This is a genomic window from Bacillus cabrialesii (genome assembly GCF_004124315.2).
Taxonomy (GTDB): Bacteria; Bacillota; Bacilli; order Bacillales; family Bacillaceae; genus Bacillus; species Bacillus cabrialesii.
Genome location: NZ_CP096889.1, coordinates 975,001 through 992,738 on the forward strand (window position 1 = coordinate 975,001; position 17,738 = coordinate 992,738).

The 17,738-nt window shown below is 44.7% G+C and carries 19 protein-coding genes, 5 tRNA genes, 1 pseudogene and 1 riboswitch (1 of these 26 running past the window's edge); of the genes and pseudogenes, 20 read left to right on the forward strand and 5 right to left on the reverse strand.

The annotated features are described in order from the left end of the window. The 4 genes from EFK13_RS04985 to EFK13_RS05000 form a co-directional block, all read left to right on the forward strand. Window positions 1-16 (forward strand) — tRNA-Gly (locus tag EFK13_RS04985) (it extends 59 nt beyond the left edge of the window). Between the two features lie 5 nt (window positions 17-21). Beyond that, window positions 22-92 (forward strand) — tRNA-Cys (locus EFK13_RS04990). 7 nt (window positions 93-99) lie between these two features. Next, window positions 100-188: transfer RNA gene (locus tag EFK13_RS04995), tRNA-Leu, on the forward strand. A 292-nt stretch (window positions 189-480) separates the two neighbouring features. Next, a tRNA-Leu gene (locus EFK13_RS05000) sits at window positions 481-562 on the forward strand. Between the two features lie 75 nt (window positions 563-637). Here EFK13_RS05000 and spo0M read toward each other — a convergent pair. Next, window positions 638-1,414 carry a sporulation control protein Spo0M gene (spo0M, locus tag EFK13_RS05005; protein ID WP_129506309.1) on the reverse strand — a complete coding sequence of 259 codons (777 nt, stop codon included), beginning with the start codon at window positions 1,412-1,414 and terminating at the stop codon, window positions 638-640. 139 nt (window positions 1,415-1,553) lie between these two features. Here spo0M and EFK13_RS05010 point away from each other — a divergent pair, with 139 nt between their 5' ends. From EFK13_RS05010 to EFK13_RS05025, 4 genes and pseudogenes are all read left to right on the forward strand, one after another. Continuing rightward, complete coding sequence (locus EFK13_RS05010) at window positions 1,554-1,757, forward strand: hypothetical protein (protein WP_072566821.1); 204 nt, start codon at window positions 1,554-1,556, stop codon at window positions 1,755-1,757. A gap of 309 nt (window positions 1,758-2,066) precedes the next feature. Next, the gene (locus EFK13_RS05015; RefSeq protein ID WP_129506311.1) at window positions 2,067-2,759 is read left to right on the forward strand and encodes a Type 1 glutamine amidotransferase-like domain-containing protein; all 693 of its coding nucleotides are present in this window, start codon (window positions 2,067-2,069) and stop codon (window positions 2,757-2,759) included. Between the two features lie 68 nt (window positions 2,760-2,827). Next, window positions 2,828-2,935, forward strand: a riboswitch (TPP riboswitch). 131 nt (window positions 2,936-3,066) lie between these two features. After that, window positions 3,067-4,839 (forward strand): phosphomethylpyrimidine synthase ThiC, encoded by a 1,773-nt coding sequence (gene thiC, locus EFK13_RS05020; protein ID WP_129506308.1) that lies wholly within the window; start codon window positions 3,067-3,069, stop codon window positions 4,837-4,839. A gap of 131 nt (window positions 4,840-4,970) precedes the next feature. Further along, a pseudogene (locus EFK13_RS05025) lies at window positions 4,971-5,208 on the forward strand (FbpB family small basic protein). On the opposite strand, the gene katA reads toward EFK13_RS05025, so the two are convergent. After that, window positions 5,192-6,643, reverse strand: a complete 1,452-nt coding sequence (gene katA / locus EFK13_RS05030) for a catalase KatA (protein ID WP_129506306.1) — start codon at window positions 6,641-6,643, stop codon at window positions 5,192-5,194. The pseudogene EFK13_RS05025 and the gene katA sit on opposite strands and share 17 nt — an antisense overlap. 408 nt (window positions 6,644-7,051) lie before the next feature. Here katA and EFK13_RS05035 point away from each other — a divergent pair, with 408 nt between their 5' ends. The 6 genes from EFK13_RS05035 to rpsN all read left to right on the forward strand — a co-directional run bounded on the left by EFK13_RS05035 (window position 7,052) and on the right by rpsN (window position 11,837). Beyond that, window positions 7,052-7,819, forward strand: a complete 768-nt coding sequence (locus tag EFK13_RS05035) for an ABC transporter ATP-binding protein (RefSeq protein ID WP_129506305.1) — start codon at window positions 7,052-7,054, stop codon at window positions 7,817-7,819. Between the two features lie 17 nt (window positions 7,820-7,836). Beyond that, entirely contained in the window at window positions 7,837-8,835 is a 999-nt protein-coding gene (locus EFK13_RS05040; protein ID WP_129506304.1) for an aliphatic sulfonate ABC transporter substrate-binding protein, read from the forward strand. Beyond that, window positions 8,832-9,662, forward strand: a complete 831-nt coding sequence (locus tag EFK13_RS05045) for an ABC transporter permease (protein WP_129506303.1) — start codon at window positions 8,832-8,834, stop codon at window positions 9,660-9,662. Before EFK13_RS05040 ends, EFK13_RS05045 begins: the two co-directional genes overlap by 4 nt. A gap of 22 nt (window positions 9,663-9,684) precedes the next feature. After that, complete coding sequence (gene ssuD / locus EFK13_RS05050) at window positions 9,685-10,821, forward strand: FMNH2-dependent alkanesulfonate monooxygenase (RefSeq protein ID WP_129506302.1); 1,137 nt, start codon at window positions 9,685-9,687, stop codon at window positions 10,819-10,821. 93 nt (window positions 10,822-10,914) lie between these two features. Continuing rightward, entirely contained in the window at window positions 10,915-11,454 is a 540-nt protein-coding gene (locus EFK13_RS05055; RefSeq protein WP_129506310.1) for a hypothetical protein, read from the forward strand. Window positions 11,455-11,567: 113 nt separating this feature from the next. Beyond that, the gene (gene rpsN, locus EFK13_RS05060) at window positions 11,568-11,837 is read left to right on the forward strand and encodes a 30S ribosomal protein S14 (protein ID WP_064813618.1); all 270 of its coding nucleotides are present in this window, start codon (window positions 11,568-11,570) and stop codon (window positions 11,835-11,837) included. Window positions 11,838-11,852: 15 nt separating this feature from the next. On the opposite strand, the gene EFK13_RS05065 is transcribed toward rpsN, so the two are convergent. Together EFK13_RS05065 and EFK13_RS05070 are read right to left on the reverse strand one after the other, a co-directional pair. After that, window positions 11,853-12,326: a hypothetical protein gene (locus tag EFK13_RS05065; RefSeq protein ID WP_129506301.1), complete on the reverse strand. Its 474-nt coding sequence runs from the start codon at window positions 12,324-12,326 to the stop codon at window positions 11,853-11,855. A 1-nt stretch (window position 12,327) separates the two neighbouring features. After that, window positions 12,328-12,528: a helix-turn-helix transcriptional regulator gene (locus EFK13_RS05070; RefSeq protein WP_009966860.1), complete on the reverse strand. Its 201-nt coding sequence runs from the start codon at window positions 12,526-12,528 to the stop codon at window positions 12,328-12,330. Window positions 12,529-12,721: 193 nt separating this feature from the next. Here EFK13_RS05070 and EFK13_RS05075 point away from each other — a divergent pair. Then, a tRNA-Gly gene (locus EFK13_RS05075) sits at window positions 12,722-12,795 on the forward strand. A gap of 90 nt (window positions 12,796-12,885) precedes the next feature. Here EFK13_RS05075 and EFK13_RS05080 read toward each other — a convergent pair. Further along, complete coding sequence (locus EFK13_RS05080; protein ID WP_129506300.1) at window positions 12,886-13,509, reverse strand: B3/B4 domain-containing protein; 624 nt, start codon at window positions 13,507-13,509, stop codon at window positions 12,886-12,888. Window positions 13,510-13,591: 82 nt separating this feature from the next. Between EFK13_RS05080 and queG the strand changes: the two genes are divergently transcribed. The 5 genes from queG (at window position 13,592) to EFK13_RS05105 (ending at window position 17,729) form a co-directional block, all read left to right on the forward strand. Further along, on the forward strand, window positions 13,592-14,752 hold the full coding sequence (gene queG, locus EFK13_RS05085; RefSeq protein WP_129506299.1) for a tRNA epoxyqueuosine(34) reductase QueG: 1,161 nt from the start codon (window positions 13,592-13,594) through the stop codon (window positions 14,750-14,752). Between the two features lie 67 nt (window positions 14,753-14,819). Further along, on the forward strand, window positions 14,820-15,749 hold the full coding sequence (locus EFK13_RS05090) for an amidase domain-containing protein (RefSeq protein WP_129506298.1): 930 nt from the start codon (window positions 14,820-14,822) through the stop codon (window positions 15,747-15,749). 37 nt (window positions 15,750-15,786) lie between these two features. Continuing rightward, the gene (gene trmL, locus EFK13_RS05095; RefSeq protein ID WP_072183318.1) at window positions 15,787-16,269 is read left to right on the forward strand and encodes a tRNA (uridine(34)/cytosine(34)/5-carboxymethylaminomethyluridine(34)-2'-O)-methyltransferase TrmL; all 483 of its coding nucleotides are present in this window, start codon (window positions 15,787-15,789) and stop codon (window positions 16,267-16,269) included. Window positions 16,270-16,383: 114 nt separating this feature from the next. Beyond that, complete coding sequence (locus EFK13_RS05100; RefSeq protein ID WP_167470874.1) at window positions 16,384-17,025, forward strand: YhbD family protein; 642 nt, start codon at window positions 16,384-16,386, stop codon at window positions 17,023-17,025. Next, on the forward strand, window positions 17,016-17,729 hold the full coding sequence (locus EFK13_RS05105) for a bactofilin family protein (RefSeq protein ID WP_129506296.1): 714 nt from the start codon (window positions 17,016-17,018) through the stop codon (window positions 17,727-17,729). Before EFK13_RS05100 ends, EFK13_RS05105 begins: the two co-directional genes overlap by 10 nt. Window positions 17,730-17,738: the final 9 nt, after the last annotated feature.

Genomic DNA, 17,738 nt, shown 5'->3' on the forward strand with positions numbered 1-17,738 from the left:
CCCGTCTTCCGCTCCAATTATGGCGGCATAGCCAAGTGGTAAGGCAGAGGTCTGCAAAACCTTTATCCCCGGTTCGAATCCGGGTGTCGCCTTTCTTTTGCCGGGGTGGTGGAATTGGCAGACACACAGGACTTAAAATCCTGCGGTAGGTGACTACCGTGCCGGTTCAAGTCCGGCCCTCGGCACCAATTTTACTTACATGGTAAGTTTAATTGGTGTTTGTGTTTTAAAAACTATAACTAATCATATCAATGATCTACTTATGTAGATCATTTTTTTATTGCTTCGGTGATTATCAGCAGTTTAGCTCTGATAAAGTATTTAAGCTGCTTTATATTTCGTTGACTAGTTAACTCTCTAACACTTATTTAATGATATTATATCCAAAACACTTTCTCAAAAAACTTTTTTAAAAAGCGTTGACACTTTATAAGATCCATGATATATTTATATTCGTCGGTTAGATACGACATAAAACTTGCCGGTGTGGCGGAATTGGCAGACGCGCACGACTCAAAATCGTGTTCCTTCTGGAGTGTCGGTTCGACCCCGACCACCGGTATACTGAAAAACCCGTTTCTTATATAGAAACGGGTTTTTATTTTATTAAAGAAAAGGAGAGGCTCCTTTTTATCATTCACTCAGCGTATTGGTCTATGATCTCTTCTAACACCTCTTCAAGACCTTCTATATCTTCAAGCTCTGATTGGCTGAATCGGACACGTACGAGCTGTTCACCGTCATTATACATCTCTTCCAGCCATCCTCGCAGTCCTCTTGCCCTGCGGTCGACTTCGAAAATAATGTCTAAACCGTGTTCATCTAGAAGGAAAATAAGCTCTAATTCATCAAGCATTTGACGATAGTAGCCTGATGTCGGAATGAACTCAAATTCTTGAACGAACGGAAGGCGGCGTTGGAAGTAAGGCGCTTGTTCGCAGTCTGCTTCGTTAAGACGGAAGCCCAGGTTTTCGATTGCTTCCAGCACACTTTCAATCCAAGGGTGAGCTTCAACAAAAATACGGTCATGGTCGGATTTATCAATACCGCCTTGGATATCAAGGTCTGTCACCACGGCGACCTCTACTTTACCTACAGTGATCGGTGTATCAAGAGGGAGGGTGAATGAGAACGGAAATTGATGCTCTTCTCCAGGCTGAATGGTGAATGAGCCAGTAACACGGAAAGAATGAATGGTAGCGTATTTACGTTGCTCTTCATCGTCTTTTACAATGACGTACTGTGTGTTAAGCTGGACGTCAATATAGCGGATGTCCTGAGCGATTTTCCCGCCTCTGACATGGACAGTTCCCCGTACTTCTTCTCCTGGATAATAGGCGTCTTTCTCTAAAATCGTATCTACTTTTGCCGCACCGATTCCCGCACTTGCCGCAAGTTTCTTAAAAAATGACATGTTAGATCTTCCCCTTTTTCTTTTTCTCAACAGTTATACGTAAGAAGGAGGAAAAAAGATTCATTTGATTCATACTTTTTTCCTATTATTCGTCCGGCCTAGGGACAGACTAAGAATAATATTGAAAGCAAAGGAGCGGATTGAAATGGATAAAGAAAGTATGGTTGCTGATGAATTACACAGAATGTTTTTGGCAGGTGAGCTGCAAATCACGGTAGAGGAGGATATAAACAATATTTCCGAAAGGCTGAGAAACGGTGATCTCAGTTTAGACCGATTAAGCGGTGAAGACGCGTTTATAAAAGAAACGGTAAATGAGGCTTTAAGAAGAGTGGAGCAATAAAATGAAGAGACGGTGTCTCGTAAATGAGGCATCGTCTTTTTTTGCATGACTTTGTTACTGTTCTCTGCAAGTTAAAACGAATCGAGCTGAAATTGCAGATGAACAGCTGCATCTAATTGATCATGCAACGTTGTTCTGAGATCGGGGGTTGCGGTTTCTGTTATTGCATGATCGGGGCTAAGAAATTGTTCAATGGCTTCAACTCCTGGTAATGTCAGGGGCCACCTGTTAAGAAAGTATTTAGCCTTGTGCCATGCATTTATACAAAATGCTATAATGAATAACAAATTTTGTCGGGGGAGTGGGATGATGAAACAGATTATATCGATGGGCGGCGGGGGATTTTCGATGGAGGCGGAAAATTTGTCTCTCGATCAATATATCATCAATCAATCAGAGCGGAAATCACCTCGTATTTGTTTTTTGCCGACGGCGAGTGGTGATTCCCAAAGCTATGTTCAGCGGTTTTATGATGCATTTCAAACACTCGATTGTGTGCCGTCTCATTTATCGCTGTTTAAGCCGCCGTCAACAGATGTAACTTCTTTTCTTATGGAAAAGGACGTGATATATGTCGGCGGGGGAAATACGCGGAATATGCTTGTGTTGTGGAAGGAGTGGGGGCTGGATCTTATTCTCCGGGAAGCATGGAAGAACGGTGTGGTTTTAGCTGGATTAAGTGTCGGTGCGATCTGCTGGTTTGAAGAAGGGGTGACAGATTCAGCCGGGCCGCTGACAAGTATGAAAAGTTTAGGTTTTCTGCAAGGGAGCTTTTGCCCTCATTATGACGGTGAAAAGGATCGGAGACCGATATATCATCAGCTGATATCTAACAAGTTTTTGTGCGATGGCTATGCGGCGGACGACGGAGCGGCTCTTCATTTCGTAAATGATCAGCTTGTTCAGACCGTAAGTTCAAGACCGGGTGCAAAGGCATATCGGGTGATGATGGGGGAACATGGGATATCAGAAACCCCGTTGCAGGTCAAATATTTGGATTGAATTAGCTGAATATTTTCTATATTCCTCTTTTTTTTCGAATGGTTTTATGTTAAGATGAGTCCGAAATTAATAGTTACTGGGGGTGCCCGCTTTCGGGCTGAGAGAGAAGGTAAGCTTCTTAACCCTTTGGACCTGATCTGGTTCGTACCAGCGTGGGGAAGTAGAGGAATTGTTTTTATTATTGTCGTGCTGGGCAATAATATGTTTCTTTCTGACTGTAACCGGGTTCATTCATTTGAATCCGGTTTTTTGTGCTGGTTATGGGCTCGATTTTGTCCTTTCAAACGAGGAGAGGGGAAGGATAATAATGCAAAACAATTCAGTGCAGCAAGCCAATATTTCCATTATGTCGAGTTTTTCGGGGAGCAAGAAAGTGTATGTGGAGGGTTCTTCTTCGGACATCCAAGTGCCGATGAGGGAAATCGCATTGAGTCCGACGACAGGATCGTTCGGTGAAGAGGAAAACGCGCCTGTGCGTGTCTATGATACAAGCGGCCCTTATACAGATCCTGATGTGACGATTAATATTGAAGAAGGATTAAAGCCGCTTCGGCAAAAATGGATCACAAAGCGCGGCGATGTTGAAGAATATGAAGGACGAGCGATAAAACCAGAGGATAACGGTTATAAAAAAGCAAATCCAAACGTAAGTTACCCAGGACTAAAGCGGAAGCCGCTGCGGGCGAAAACAGGTCAAAATGTCACACAAATGCATTATGCCAAAAAGGGGATCATTACGCCAGAGATGGAGTTTATCGCAATTCGCGAGCACGTGTCTCCCGAATTTGTCAGAGATGAGGTAGCGAGCGGCCGGGCGATCATTCCTTCAAATATTAATCATCCTGAAAGTGAACCGATGATTATCGGCCGGAATTTCCATGTGAAGATTAATGCGAATATCGGGAATTCAGCTGTTACGTCATCCATTGAAGAAGAAGTAGAAAAAATGACGTGGGCCATCCGCTGGGGAGCGGATACGATGATGGATCTTTCTACCGGAAAAGACATCCATACGACCCGTGAATGGATTATCCGCAATTGTCCTGTGCCTGTGGGAACTGTTCCGATTTATCAGGCACTTGAAAAAGTAAACGGCATAGCGGAGGATTTAACGTGGGAGATTTACCGGGACACGCTGATCGAGCAAGCAGAGCAGGGAGTGGATTATTTTACGATTCACGCGGGTGTTTTGCTGCGGTATGTGCCCCTGACTGCCAAACGGACAACTGGAATCGTGTCACGCGGAGGAGCGATTATGGCGCAGTGGTGTCTGGCTCATCATCAGGAAAGCTTTTTATATACTCATTTTGAAGACATCTGTGAGATCATGAAAACGTATGATATTGCTTTTTCTCTTGGGGACGGGCTTCGCCCCGGATCAATCGCTGATGCAAATGACGAAGCACAGTTTGCCGAATTAGAGACTCTCGGAGAACTGACGCAAATTGCCTGGAAGCATGATGTTCAGGTAATGATTGAAGGGCCGGGGCATGTGCCTATGCATAAAATCAAAGAGAACGTCGATAAACAAATGGACATTTGCAAAGAAGCGCCTTTTTACACATTGGGGCCGCTGACGACAGATATTGCGCCGGGCTATGACCATATTACTTCAGCGATCGGAGCTGCGATGATCGGCTGGTATGGAACAGCAATGCTATGTTATGTAACGCCGAAGGAGCATTTGGGGCTGCCTAACCGTGATGATGTTCGTGAAGGAGTCATTACATATAAAATTGCTGCGCACGCGGCAGACCTTGCAAAAGGGCATCCTGGCGCGCAAATACGGGATGATGCGTTATCGAAAGCCCGCTTTGAATTCCGCTGGCGCGACCAGTTTCATTTATCTCTTGATCCGGAAAGAGCACTTGAATATCATGATGAAACCCTGCCGGCTGAAGGAGCAAAAACCGCTCATTTCTGTTCAATGTGCGGACCGAAGTTTTGCAGCATGAGAATTTCTCAGGATATTCGTGATTATGCGAAGGATAAAGAGCTTGGAGAATGGGATGCGATTCAAGAGGGGATGAAAGAAAAAGCAGAAGAATTTGTGAATCAAGGCAGCCAGCTGTATAAATAATAGATTGACAGACGAAATGGAATACGTTTTAATATAGCTAATATATATTTCCAGCATTTGCTGATCGGGACACCGAAGGCTCTTATCTTTTAGATAAGGGCCTTTTTTGTATGCAAAAGGAGGGAACAGTGATGGGAATCAAAAAAGAGAAGGGGAGAAAACGTTTCAGGAAGCGAAAAACATATGGAAATCAAATTTTGCCGCTTGAGCTTCTGATTGAAAAAAACAAACGAGAGATTATGAACAGCGCGGAACTCATGGAGGAAATTTATATGAAGATTGATGAGAAGCATACGGCAGTGCGCCACAAAATATAAAAAACCCGCTAATGACAGCGGGTTTTTTGCATTCCTTAAGCATCTTTTTTAATCGGCAATCCAAGGCCTTCTGCAATACGTTTTCCGTATTCAGGATCCGCTTTGTAGAAATGCTCGATTTGGCGAAGTTTGATTTCTTCTTTTGCTACAGGCTTCATGGCGTTGACAATATTTTCAACAAGGCGGGCGCGCTCATCCTCGCTCATTAAACGATAGAGATCGCCGGCTTGTGTGTAGTGGTCGTTGTGATCGTAGCTTACGCTGTCAGCAATTCCTTGTACCGGATATGCTGCTTGTTTATCCTCAGGTGACTCTTTCGGGCCGCCAAAGCTATTAGGCTCGTAATAAACAGATCCGCCGCCATTATTGTCAAAGCGCATTTGTCCGTCACGCTGATAATTGTTCACTTCGTTGCGTGCGCGGTTGATTGGCAGCGCTTGATGGTTTGCGCCGACACGGTAGCGGTGCGCATCATGATAAGCAAACAGCCGGCCTTGAAGCATTTTATCCGGAGATACATCAATACCAGGCACGAGTGTTCCAGGTGAGAATGTCGCTTGTTCTACTTCTGCAAAGTAGTTTTCAGGATTTCTGTCTAGAACCATGCGTCCGACCTCGATTAACGGATAGTCTTTTTGAGACCAAACTTTTGTGACATCAAATGGATCGAAGCGATACGTATTTGCATCTTCTAAAGGCATAATTTGCACATATAGTTTCCATGCGGGGAAATCGCCGTTTTCGATTGCGTTGAAAAGGTCTTCTGTATGGTAATCAGGGTTTTCACCGGCTATTTTAGCTGCCGTATTGACATCAAGGTTTTTCACGCCTTGTTCTGTTTTAAAGTGATATTTAATCCAGACGCCTTCGCCTTCGGCATTTGTCCATTTGAATGTATGACTTCCGAAGCCATGCATGTGGCGAAGTGTCGCAGGAATTCCGCGGTCAGACATCAGGATTGTCACTTGGTGCAGTGATTCTGGTGAAAGTGACCAGAAATCCCATACAGCTGTAGGGTTTTTCAAGTGTGTTTTTGGATCTCTTTTTTGTGTATGGATGAAATCAGGGAACTTAATCGCATCGCGGATGAAGAATACCGGTGTATTGTTCCCGACGATGTCGTAGTTTCCTTCTTCAGTGTAAAATTTAACAGCAAAGCCGCGCGGGTCGCGAACTGTATCAGCCGAGCCAAGTTCACCGGCAACTGTTGAGAAACGGATGAACAACGGTGTGCGTTTACCGACTTCAGAAAGGAAAGCGGCTTTCGTGTGTTTTGTGACATCGTTTGTCACTTCAAAATATCCGTGTGCGCCTGCTCCTTTGGCGTGAACGACACGTTCAGGAACACGTTCTCTGTTGAAATGAGCCAATTTTTCGAGTAAATGGACATCTTGGATTAAAGTTGGTCCGCGAGAACCGGCAGTCATCGAATTTTGATTATCTCCAACTGGAGCGCCCCAGCTAGTTGTCAGTTTATTTGAACTCATGTGATCACCTCTTGGAATTTATAAAAACATAATATCATCTCTAAGTAAAAAGTCAATATTATTTTATAATTATTATAAAATAGTTATCTCTATTAAGCGATATATAATATTGAAAACGTTGATGAAACCTTGTTGTAACAGGTTATAACCGATAATAAAGTTTTTTGTAGAAATGATTTTTTCTTCTCTATTTGCGAAACAAGAAGAGTAAGTGATAAACAAGGGTATCGAAATACTCGATTAAAAAAGAGTTGACATATCGGAATAATTTGAATTAACATGATATTCAAACAAAAAACAAATGGGCAGCTGATCGGACCGCCGAAGGCTCTCATCTCTAAAAAAAACAGAGATGGGGGCCTTTTTGTTTTTTTAGAAGGCGGGGTTGGCAGAAAGAGAGGGATTAAAGTGGCTGTGACCATCAGCATCAAAGAAAAGGCATTTGACCATGAAGGCCGCAAAACAACGGTCTTGGAGAACATTCAATTATCAATCGCACCAGGTGAATTTCTAACGGTCATTGGACCGAGCGGGTGCGGAAAAAGCACTCTGTTAAAGATTATTGCAGGGCTTGATTCTGATTATGACGGGAGTGTTGACATTAACGGACGCAGCGTAACAGCTCCGGGTATCCAGCAAGGATTTATTTTTCAGGAGCACCGCCTCTTTCCATGGCTGACGGTTGAGCAGAATATTGCCGCTGATTTGAACTTGAAAGATCCAAAAGTCAAACAGAAGGTGGATGAACTGATCGAGATTGTCAGATTGAAAGGAGCGGAGAAAGCATATCCTCGAGAGCTGTCAGGCGGTATGTCACAAAGAGTGGCCATCGCACGGGCTCTTCTGCGGGAGCCTGAGGTGCTGCTTTTAGATGAACCGTTTGGCGCGCTCGACGCTTTTACAAGAAAACACCTGCAGGACGTCCTGCTGGAGATATGGCGGAGGAAAAAAACAACAATGATTCTCGTTACTCATGATATAGATGAATCTGTTTATTTAGGAAATGAGCTTGCGATTCTTAAGGCCAAACCGGGGAACATCCATAAGCTGATGCCCATTTCTTTGGCGTATCCGCGAAACAGGACGACGCCGGATTTCCAAGCGATCAGACAGAAAGTGCTGTCGGAATTCGAGAAAACAGAAGAACTAGAGTACGCTGAAGGATCAGGGATATAGAAAGGGCGGAAGCAGAAATGAAAAAAGGACTCATTGTATTGGTTGCCGTTTTCTTTCTGCTGGCAGGCTGCGGAGCAAATGGAGCCAGCGGCGGCAACAAACAATTGAAAGAAATTCGAATCGGTATTCAGCAAAGCTTGAGCCCGCTTTTGATTGCGAAGGAGAAAGGCTGGTTTGAGGATGCATTTGAAAAAGAAGGCATTAAAGTGAAATGGGTGGAGTTTCAAAGCGGTCCGCCTCAATTTGAAGGCCTTGCGGCAAATAAACTGGATTTCTCTCAAGTCGGCAATTCGCCTGTGATCTCAGGCCAAGCGGCAGGCATTGATTTTAAAGAAATCGGTCTATCTCAGGACGGGTTGAAAGCGAACGGCATCCTTGTGAATCAAAACAGCGGCATTCAGGACGTCAAGGACTTAAAGGGAAAGAAAATTGCAGTCGCCAAAGGCAGCAGCGGTTTTGATTTTCTTTATAAAGCACTTGATCAAGTGGGGTTGTCAGCCCGTGATGTGACGATCATTCAGCTTCAGCCAGATGAAGCGGCTTCCGCGTTTGAAAACGGATCTGTTGATGCCTGGTCCATTTGGGAGCCCTACTTGTCTTTAGAAACAATCAAACACGGAGCAAAAATCCTTGTGAACGGGGAAAGCACAGACTTATATTCACCGGGATTTACTCTAGTGAGAACAAAGTTTGCAAAAGAGCATCCAGACGAAGTGGTCCGTTTTTTGAAAGTGTTTAATAAGGCCGTTGTGTGGCAAAAGGAACATCTGGATGAAGCGGCGGACTTGTATGCAAATATAAAAGATATCGATAAAGAGGTCGTTGAAAATGTGCTGAAAAATACTGAGCCTCTGAATGAGGTCATTCGTGACGACATTGTGAAAGCGCAGCAGGAGACAGCGGATTTTCAATATCGAACGAAGGCGATAGACAAGAAGATCGATGTGAAAGAGGTAGTGGATAACACATTTATTAAAAAAGCGTTAAAGGAAAGTTCCGCAGGAGGTGATCAATAATGAAAGCAGAGGCTGCAGGCTCGCTGCCAAAAACAAATGCGGAAGCGGTGCAAAAAAAGCCCCGAAAGATGAAATATGGCTGGATGAAGGGACTGCTGCTGCCCGTTGTCATCATTGCCATCTGGCAGATCATCGGCGGTCTTGAGATGGTGTCCGCTACAGTGCTGCCAACGCCCGTTACGATTATTCTGACGTTTAAAGAGCTTATTTTGTCTGGTGAACTGTTGGGCCATCTGCAAATCAGCATCTATCGGGCAGCGCTTGGGTTTTTGCTTGGTGCGGGGCTTGGATTGATCATCGGGATTTTGGCCGGATTCTCCAAACGGACGGAGCTGTATCTTGATCCGTCATTGCAAATGCTTAGAACCGTTCCCCATCTGGCGGTCACACCGCTGTTTATTTTATGGTTCGGTTTTGATGAAGTATCTAAAATTTTGCTGATTGCGCTCGGCGCTTTCTTTCCTGTCTACATCAATACATTTAACGGCATCCGCGGGGTTGACGCGAAGCTGTTTGAAGTCGCTCGGGTGCTTGAATTTAAATGGCATCAGCAGATTTCCAAAGTGATTCTGCCGGCAGCCCTGCCGAATATATTGCTCGGCATTCGCTTATCACTCGGCATTGCATGGCTCGGGCTTGTTGTAGCAGAGCTGATGGGCTCCAGCTCAGGAGTTGGATACATGATCATGGATGCGAGACAGTTTTCACAAACAAACAAAGTCTTTGCCGGGATTATCATCTTTGCGGTGGTTGGAAAGCTGACGGATTCCTTTGTCAGGCTGCTTGAACGAAAACTATTAAAATGGAGAAACAGTTACGAAGGATAATACAGGTAAAGGGGAGAAGATCATGGAAATTCTTTGGTTTATACCGACTCATGGAGACGCGAGATATTTAGGATCTGAAAGCGATGGGCGGACTGCGGATCATCTTTACTTTAAACAAGTCGCGCAGGCGGCTGACAGGCTGGGGTATACGGGTGTTCTTCTGCCGACGGGAAGATCGTGCGAGGACCCGTGGCTTACAGCATCGGCTTTGGCAGAAGAAACAAAGGATTTAAAATTTTTAGTCGCGGTAAGACCCGGTTTAATGCAGCCTTCTCTGGCAGCCAGAATGACATCCACCTTAGACCGCATTTCAGACGGCCGCTTGCTGATCAATGTTGTGGCAGGAGGCGATCCATACGAGCTGGCGGGTGATGGCCTGTTTATCAGCCATGATGAACGCTATGAAGCGACAGACGAATTTTTAACCGTTTGGCGGAGGCTTTTGCAGGGAGAAACGGTTTCCTATGAAGGAAAGCATATAAAAGTGGAAAACAGCAATCTGCTCTTCCCGCCGCAGCAAGCGCCGCATCCGCCTATCTATTTCGGAGGATCGTCGCAGGCGGGGATTGAAGCTGCCGCTAAGCATACAGATGTGTACTTGACGTGGGGCGAGCCGCCTGAACAAGTAAAAGAAAAGATTGAGAGAGTCAAAAAACAAGCGGAAAAAGAAGGGAGATCCGTTCGCTTCGGCATTAGGCTGCATGTCATTGCCCGTGAAACCGAACATGAGGCGTGGGAAGCTGCTGAGCGCTTGATCAGCCACTTGGATGATGACACCATCGCCAAAGCGCAGGCAGCTTTAAGCCGCTACGATTCTTCAGGCCAGCAGCGGATGGCCGTCCTTCATCAAGGCGATCGGACAAAGCTTGAAATCAGCCCGAATTTATGGGCGGGGATCGGCCTTGTCAGAGGCGGGGCAGGAACAGCTCTTGTCGGTGATCCGCAGACGATTGCCGATCGGATGGCGGAATACCAGGCACTCGGCATAGAATCGTTTATTTTCTCCGGCTATCCGCACTTAGAAGAAGCGTATTATTTTGCGGAGCTTGTGTTTCCGCTGTTGCCATTTGAAAATGAGCGGACGAGAAGGCTTCAGAACAAAAGAGGAGAAGCCGTAGGGAACACTTATTTTGTCAAAGAGAAAAATGCGTCAGTTTAAGCAAATACAGCCCCCGGACATGGTATGATATTCAAAAAAGGGGCTGTTTTTCTGAAAACCATCATAAGCGCAGCAGCCATTTGCCTGATAGCCATGCTGTCAGCATGCGGACAATCAAAGCAGATGGAAATCAATGCGGCGGACATATCTGATCTTGAAAAAAACAGAATGGGTGTAGCAGCCTCACAGGCGGCATTCACTGCCGAAGCCGTCAATATCAGTGAAGGTATTTCTTCTGCTGACATGTATATCGAACATTATCAAAAAGGAAAGCTTGTTGAGACGATTGGTCCGGTAAGTGCAAATTATTCAGAGGAAAAACCCGATACATTACAATTTGTTTATTTTGAGAATGATGAGGGGGAAGGAAAGAATAAACACACCACCGTCCATTTTGGTATTGTGAATAAACAGGGAAATACAGCGGCCGGTTCATCAGTGAAGCGTGACGATAGCGCAACACAGGAAATGACTCAGAATATTTCATCGCCGGAACCGATTTCTTTCGATAAGCCTGTTTTGATCGGCAGCAGTATTAGAGGGGCTAACGAGACATTGCATACCTCTGAGCATAAAAAAGAGCTCATAAAGCATCAAGATGCGTTGCTTTATTATGTGGAATTGTATCATTAGGAAACGGGCGGCTTCAGGCCGTCTGTTTTTTTAAAGCGCTATGCTTGCCTTTTTGAATGGTGCATGATACATTTTAAATCGTAATTATTTCGATTTAAAGAGGAGGCTATGTCTTGGCTAAAAAATCAAAAGTGGCAAAAGAGTTAAAACGGCAGCAGCTTGTTGAACAATACGCTGCTATGAGACGTGAATTAAAAGAAAAAGGAGATTACGAGGCACTCAGCAAGCTGCCGAGAGATTCAGCACCGGGAAGGCTCCATAATCGCTGCATGGTAACGGGGCGCCCGAGAGGATATATGAGGAAGTTTAAAATGTCCAGAATCGCTTTCAGGGAGCTGGCCCATAAAGGCCAGATTCCCGGTGTGAAAAAAGCGAGCTGGTGAGAAAAACTCCGGCGATTACAGCGCGCCGGAGTTTTTTTCGTTTTTCTTGAAAGAGATGACGTAGGATAGGTGCTGGATGATCATGATGATAAACACAATAATAATAGGGAAAAACGGGATACGTGATTGAAAAAACGGATAAAAAATCAGAAGAACCGCTGCGGCAGGCAGTGAGAAGTAGACGGCGATATATGACGCGCGGCATGCTTTTGCCGTCATCATCTTCTCTCTTTCGTCCTGCTCTTCAAATTCATCTGGCAGAAGAAGCTGTTTTGCATGAGGGCGTCTTTTCTTCTGTAAGTACAAATATACCGCAGACGCCGCAACAAACAGAATAAAGGGGGTGAGGTTTAATTCAAACACCATCTCACCGCTCTTTGTGCGAAAAAAAGATGCGATTCCTTCTGAAGCTTCAAAGTATGCAATCAGCGTCCAGCATGCAAGGCCAAATAAAACAAGTTGAAAAGCTGCTTTTGTTTTCATGCTCATCTTAATTCTCCTCCTCTAACCAAAAGACATCCTCCATTTTCATAGAGAAAGCTTTGCAGATTTTCAGTGCTAGCAACAGTGAGGGAACATAATCGCCTTTTTCGATAGCTGCCACAGTCTGTCTTGTGACGCCGACTGTTTCTCCGAGTTTTTCCTGAGAATAGCCGAAGCGTGCCCTCAGCTCTTTTACTTTATTTTTCATCATGACGTCTGTCCCCTTCACAATCTCGATTGATTATATTGTATAGTATACTTAACATTATGTAAATGTAACTTAACAACTTTACAAAAATAAAACTTTTTTTCGACAAATTTTTTATATTCCCTTGACGAAAAATCAATAAACGTGTAACATTAGACAAGTCAGAGCGGTACTGTTGCTGACAATCACAAATGCGGGTGTAGTTTAGTGGTAAAACCTCAGCCTTCCAAGCTGATGTCGTGAGTTCGATTCTCATCACCCGCTCCATACATACGTTATTAACGCAGTGTTTCGTTTCTCAGATAAACGAAGTATTGCGTTTTTTTATGTAAAAAAGAACACGCCATTCGTGTTCTTTTACGTAAGCCAATGTACTGTATGGGCGCCGCCGTGAATTTGTTCAAACATTTTCGTTAATGATGATAAGAGTTTTACAGCGCTGTTTTTCTCAATGGATGGCGGGAAAAAGATGATTTGCAGCATGTTCTTGGTCTCGTTTGAAACGGGATAGAGATTGACGCTGTTTTTAAAATCGCCAAATACGCCGTTTTCATCAGAGAAAATCAATATGTTTTCTTTTTCTCCCAATGAGATCCGGACTTGTTCGTGAAGCTTGCCGGCATCATAAATCATAATGGGCAGAGAATATTTTAATGCGAAAAAATCGATGGTGTCATGGGCTGAATCCTTGCTTTCCATGAATTGTTCTTTGGATATCGGGATCAGCATGTCCTCCATTGGGGTTGTTTCTCCCTCAAATGACGGGTTAAGCTGTTTAAAGAGTTCCCGCCATTCCTTGACGAATGGTTCATCGGATATTCCGCCGTCCGCAAAGTCGAAAAACAGCGATTCTTGAAATAGGCGAAGCCTGCCTTTCAGCATTTGCGGAGAGGAGCCGACTTCGATATTCTCATAAATTACAGCCGCCGCAAGTAAGCTGGCCGCACGTTCGGTAATAACAGAATCAATTTTGATATTCACTAGTATTCACTCCAGTTACGTGATATCAACCTATTATAAACGCTGTATCGTTTTATCACAAAGAAAGGAGGCTGTGCAAAACATGAACGTTTATCAGCTTAAAGAAGAATTAATTGAATACGCGAAAAGCATTGGCGTGGACAAGATTGGTTTTACGACCGCTGATACTTTTGACAGTTTAAAAGACCGTTTGATTCTTCAAGAATCACTCGGCTATCTCTCCGGCTTTGAAGAGCCCGATATCGAGAAAAGGGTGACGCCGAAGCTGCTTTTGCCGAAAGCGAAATCAATTGTGGCGATTGCTCTCGCATATCCTTCCAGAATGAAGGATGCGCCGAGAAGCACGAGAACTGAGCGCAGGGGCATTTTTTGCAGAGCCTCCTGGGGTAAAGACTATCACGATGTGCTGAGGGAAAAGCTCGATCTGCTGGAGGAATTTCTGAAAAGCAAGCATGAGGATATCAGAACTAAGTCAATGGTTGACACTGGCGAATTGTCTGATCGGGCCGTTGCAGAGCGGGCCGGAATCGGATTCAGCGCGAAAAACTGTATGATCACAACACCTGAGTACGGTTCTTATGTGTATTTGGCGGAAATGATCACAAATATTCCTTTTGAGCCTGATGTGCCGATTGAAGATATGTGCGGATCTTGCACGAAATGTCTGGATGCCTGCCCGACGGGAGCGCTTGTAAATCCGGGACAGCTGAATGCGCAGCGCTGCATCTCTTTTCTGACTCAGACGAAAGGATTTTTGCCTGATGAATTCCGGACAAAGATCGGAAACCGCCTGTACGGGTGCGATACGTGCCAAACGGTGTGTCCTCTCAATAAAGGCAAGGATTTTCATCTTCATCCGGAAATGGAGCCTGATCCTGAGATAGCCAAACCGTTATTGAAGCCGCTCTTGACCATCAGCAACCGTGAATTTAAGGAGAAATTCGGACATGTCTCAGGTTCTTGGCGCGGGAAAAAACCGATTCAGCGAAACGCCATTCTTGCTCTTGCACACTTTAAGGATGCTTCCGCTCTGCCTGAATTGACGGATCTGATGCATAAGGACCCGCGTCCTGTTATCAGAGGGACAGCTGCATGGGCGATCGGGAAAATCGGAGATCCAGCGTACGCGAATGAGCTTGAAAAAGCGCTTGAAAAAGAGAAGGATGAAGAGGCGAAGCTGGAAATTGAAAAAGGAATTGATTTGTTAAAAGCTTCGGGCATGACTAAACAAGGCCTGTCCTGACATACGTATAGAACAGAAGGAAAAAACACTTGAGATGCATCCAAGTGTTTTTTCTCTATAAAAAAGTATGGCGGGTGGGGTGAGCTTGAAGCACATTTTAGAACAATTAGCGGAGGAGCGGCTGAGTTATCTGGTTAACGGGCATGCTATGCGGCAGGAATCTGAAGTTGGAGACCTTGAAGTCATGGAGCGAAAGAAGAAGCTTCTGGAAAAACGTAAAGTTGAGATCGTAAAAGCGAAAGCCAAGGCCGTCATCGATCATGTGCGGGTTGAGGATGACGGAACGACCTGCCTTACGTATACCATCCATTACGAATACGTGTGTAAGGAGCAGGACGACAGCTTGTATATGGAAGAGCACATGGAGGAACGGATGGCTTTCCTTTATGATCACATTTTGATTAGTGATCAGGAAATTGCGAAAACACCGGCTGGATTTCATGAAGGGACCAGTATTATTGACTATTCTCAAGAAGAAAGGGAAGCGTTTGGCAGGGCCTTTCAATACGATCGTCTCGGCGCTGTGCAATATGCCGAGAAATATTGGAACAAGCGCAACCCTGCATATAAAAATTTCAGTGATAACTGTACGAATTTTATTTCTCAGTGTCTTCATGCGGGAGGCGCGCCGATGCGCGGCCATCCGAACAGAGGGTCAGGCTGGTGGATGAAACAAAGCTCATGGAGCTACAGCTGGACGGTGGCTCATTCTATGAAAATGTATTTGGCGAATTCAAAGGCCGGCATGCGTGCGGTGCGGATGAAATCTGCGGAAGAGCTGATGCCGGGTGATGTGATTTGCTATGATTTTGAAGGTGATGGCCGGTTTAATCATACAACGATTGTTGTGGCGAAGGACAAAGGCAATATGCCGCTTGTCAACGCCCAGTCCTATGACAGCCGGATGAGATATTGGTCATACGAGGATTCTACGGCATACACGCCGTCAATACGATATGCCTTTTTTCATATCGTTGATGATACGACAAAAGGGTAATTAATGATATAATGATGGGCGGATAAGAAAAACAGAGGTGAACATTGTGGCATTACATGTTGTTTTATATCAACCAGAAATTCCCGCCAATACAGGGAATATTGCGCGTACTTGTGCGGCAACCAATACAACGCTCCACCTGATTCGTCCGCTCGGCTTTTCTACAGATGATAAAATGCTGAAGCGTGCCGGACTCGATTATTGGGAGTTTGTTAACGTTGTATATCATGATTCATTGGAAGAATTGTTTGAGGAATATCAAAAAGGCCAGTTTTTCTTTATTACGAAATTCGGCCAGCAGCCTCATACGTCGTTTGATTACACTGATCTTGACGAGGATTATTTCTTCGTGTTCGGAAGAGAAACAAGCGGTTTGCCAAAGGATTTAATACAAAATAATATGGACCGCTGCCTGCGTCTTCCGATGACAGAGCACGTCAGATCGTTAAACCTGTCCAACACTGCGGCGATTCTCGTTTATGAAGCGCTGCGCCAGCAAAATTACCGTGATTTAAAATAGTGAAAAATCCGCTCATGATGATGGGCGGATTTTTTTGTTGTGCTGTGTTTTATTTTTGGGCTTAACAACGTAACAGTGTTATGTTACAATGTACCCATCAAAGGAGCTGGACTAATGGAAGAACAATTAATCTCTAAAAAAGAATTACTTGAAAGAACATCGATTTCATACGGTCAGCTGTATCGGTGGAAGCGGAAAAACTTAATTCCTGAGGAATGGTTTATTCGCAAATCCACATTCACAGGGCAGGAGACGTTTTTTCCGAGAGAGGATATTTTAAAACGCATTTCAATGATTCAAAAGATGAAGGAAAACTTATCTTTGGATGAAATGAGAGAAATGCTGTCGCCGAAAATGAAGGATGTCAGCATGACCGCTGATGAATTGCTTCATAAAGGTTTGATTTCAAAGCCTGCTCTTGATGTCTTTTCCGAAGGCGGAGAAAATCCGGTTTTTTCATCCCGCGATCTGCTTTCTCTGTATGTGCTTGAAGGGCTGCTGCAGTCCGGAAATGTCAGCCTGGCAGAAGCGAAAATGGCTGCAGAGGTGTTAAAGAAGCATGATACAGAAGAGATCAAGAACCAGACGGAGCTGATCGTACTGCGGAAGCTTGGTGTCACCACTTGTTTTATAACGGCAGCCGCGGACAGCATTCTGTTTGAATCGTCCGTCAAGGTTGTGGAACGGGTAGATTTAGTAAAGGCGTCAGAAGAATTAAAAACAACATATATGCAGGAGGGCCATCAATGGATGTAATGGAAAAGCTGGTGATAAACGGATCGGGAAGTTCAAAGGGAGGAACATTTCAATCAGTCGAAATTAACGGCAGCGGAACAGTGGCCGGGGACGTGGAATGTGACACTTTTTCTTTTAATGGAACGGGAAAAGCCGATGGAAGCGTCAAAGCGAAAGCGGTAACCATCAGCGGTTCAGGAAAGATACACGGAGATGTTGAAGCAGAATCGATTCGGATTCATGGTACTGGTTTTATACAAGGAGAGGTGTCTGCAAAACAATTAAAAATCGCTGGATCATCAACATTTGGCGGTACAGTCAAGGCTGATGGCATTGACATTAGCGGTAAAGCTGTCATGGAAGCGGATTGTGAAACGGAAACCTTTCAATCAGAAGGGAAATGCAAAATCAGCGGGCTTTTAAACGCTGACCAGGTGATCGTTAACCTTTCTGCCGGGGAAAGTTATGTGCGTGAGATCGGCTGCCGCCACCTTCAAGTGACTGGAAGAAAAGGAATGCTGACATTGCTCAGACTGATGCCCCAGCCTGTTTTAACAGCTGAACTGATCGAAGGTGACGTGATTGAACTGACAAATACAAAGGCGAAAACCGTACGTGGTAATACAGTCAAAATCGGCCCGGATTGCCAGATTGAAACCGTCGAATACAGCGGAGACTATACTTGTGATCCGAGCGCATTGGTAGAAACATGCACAAAGGTGTGAGGAGGACCG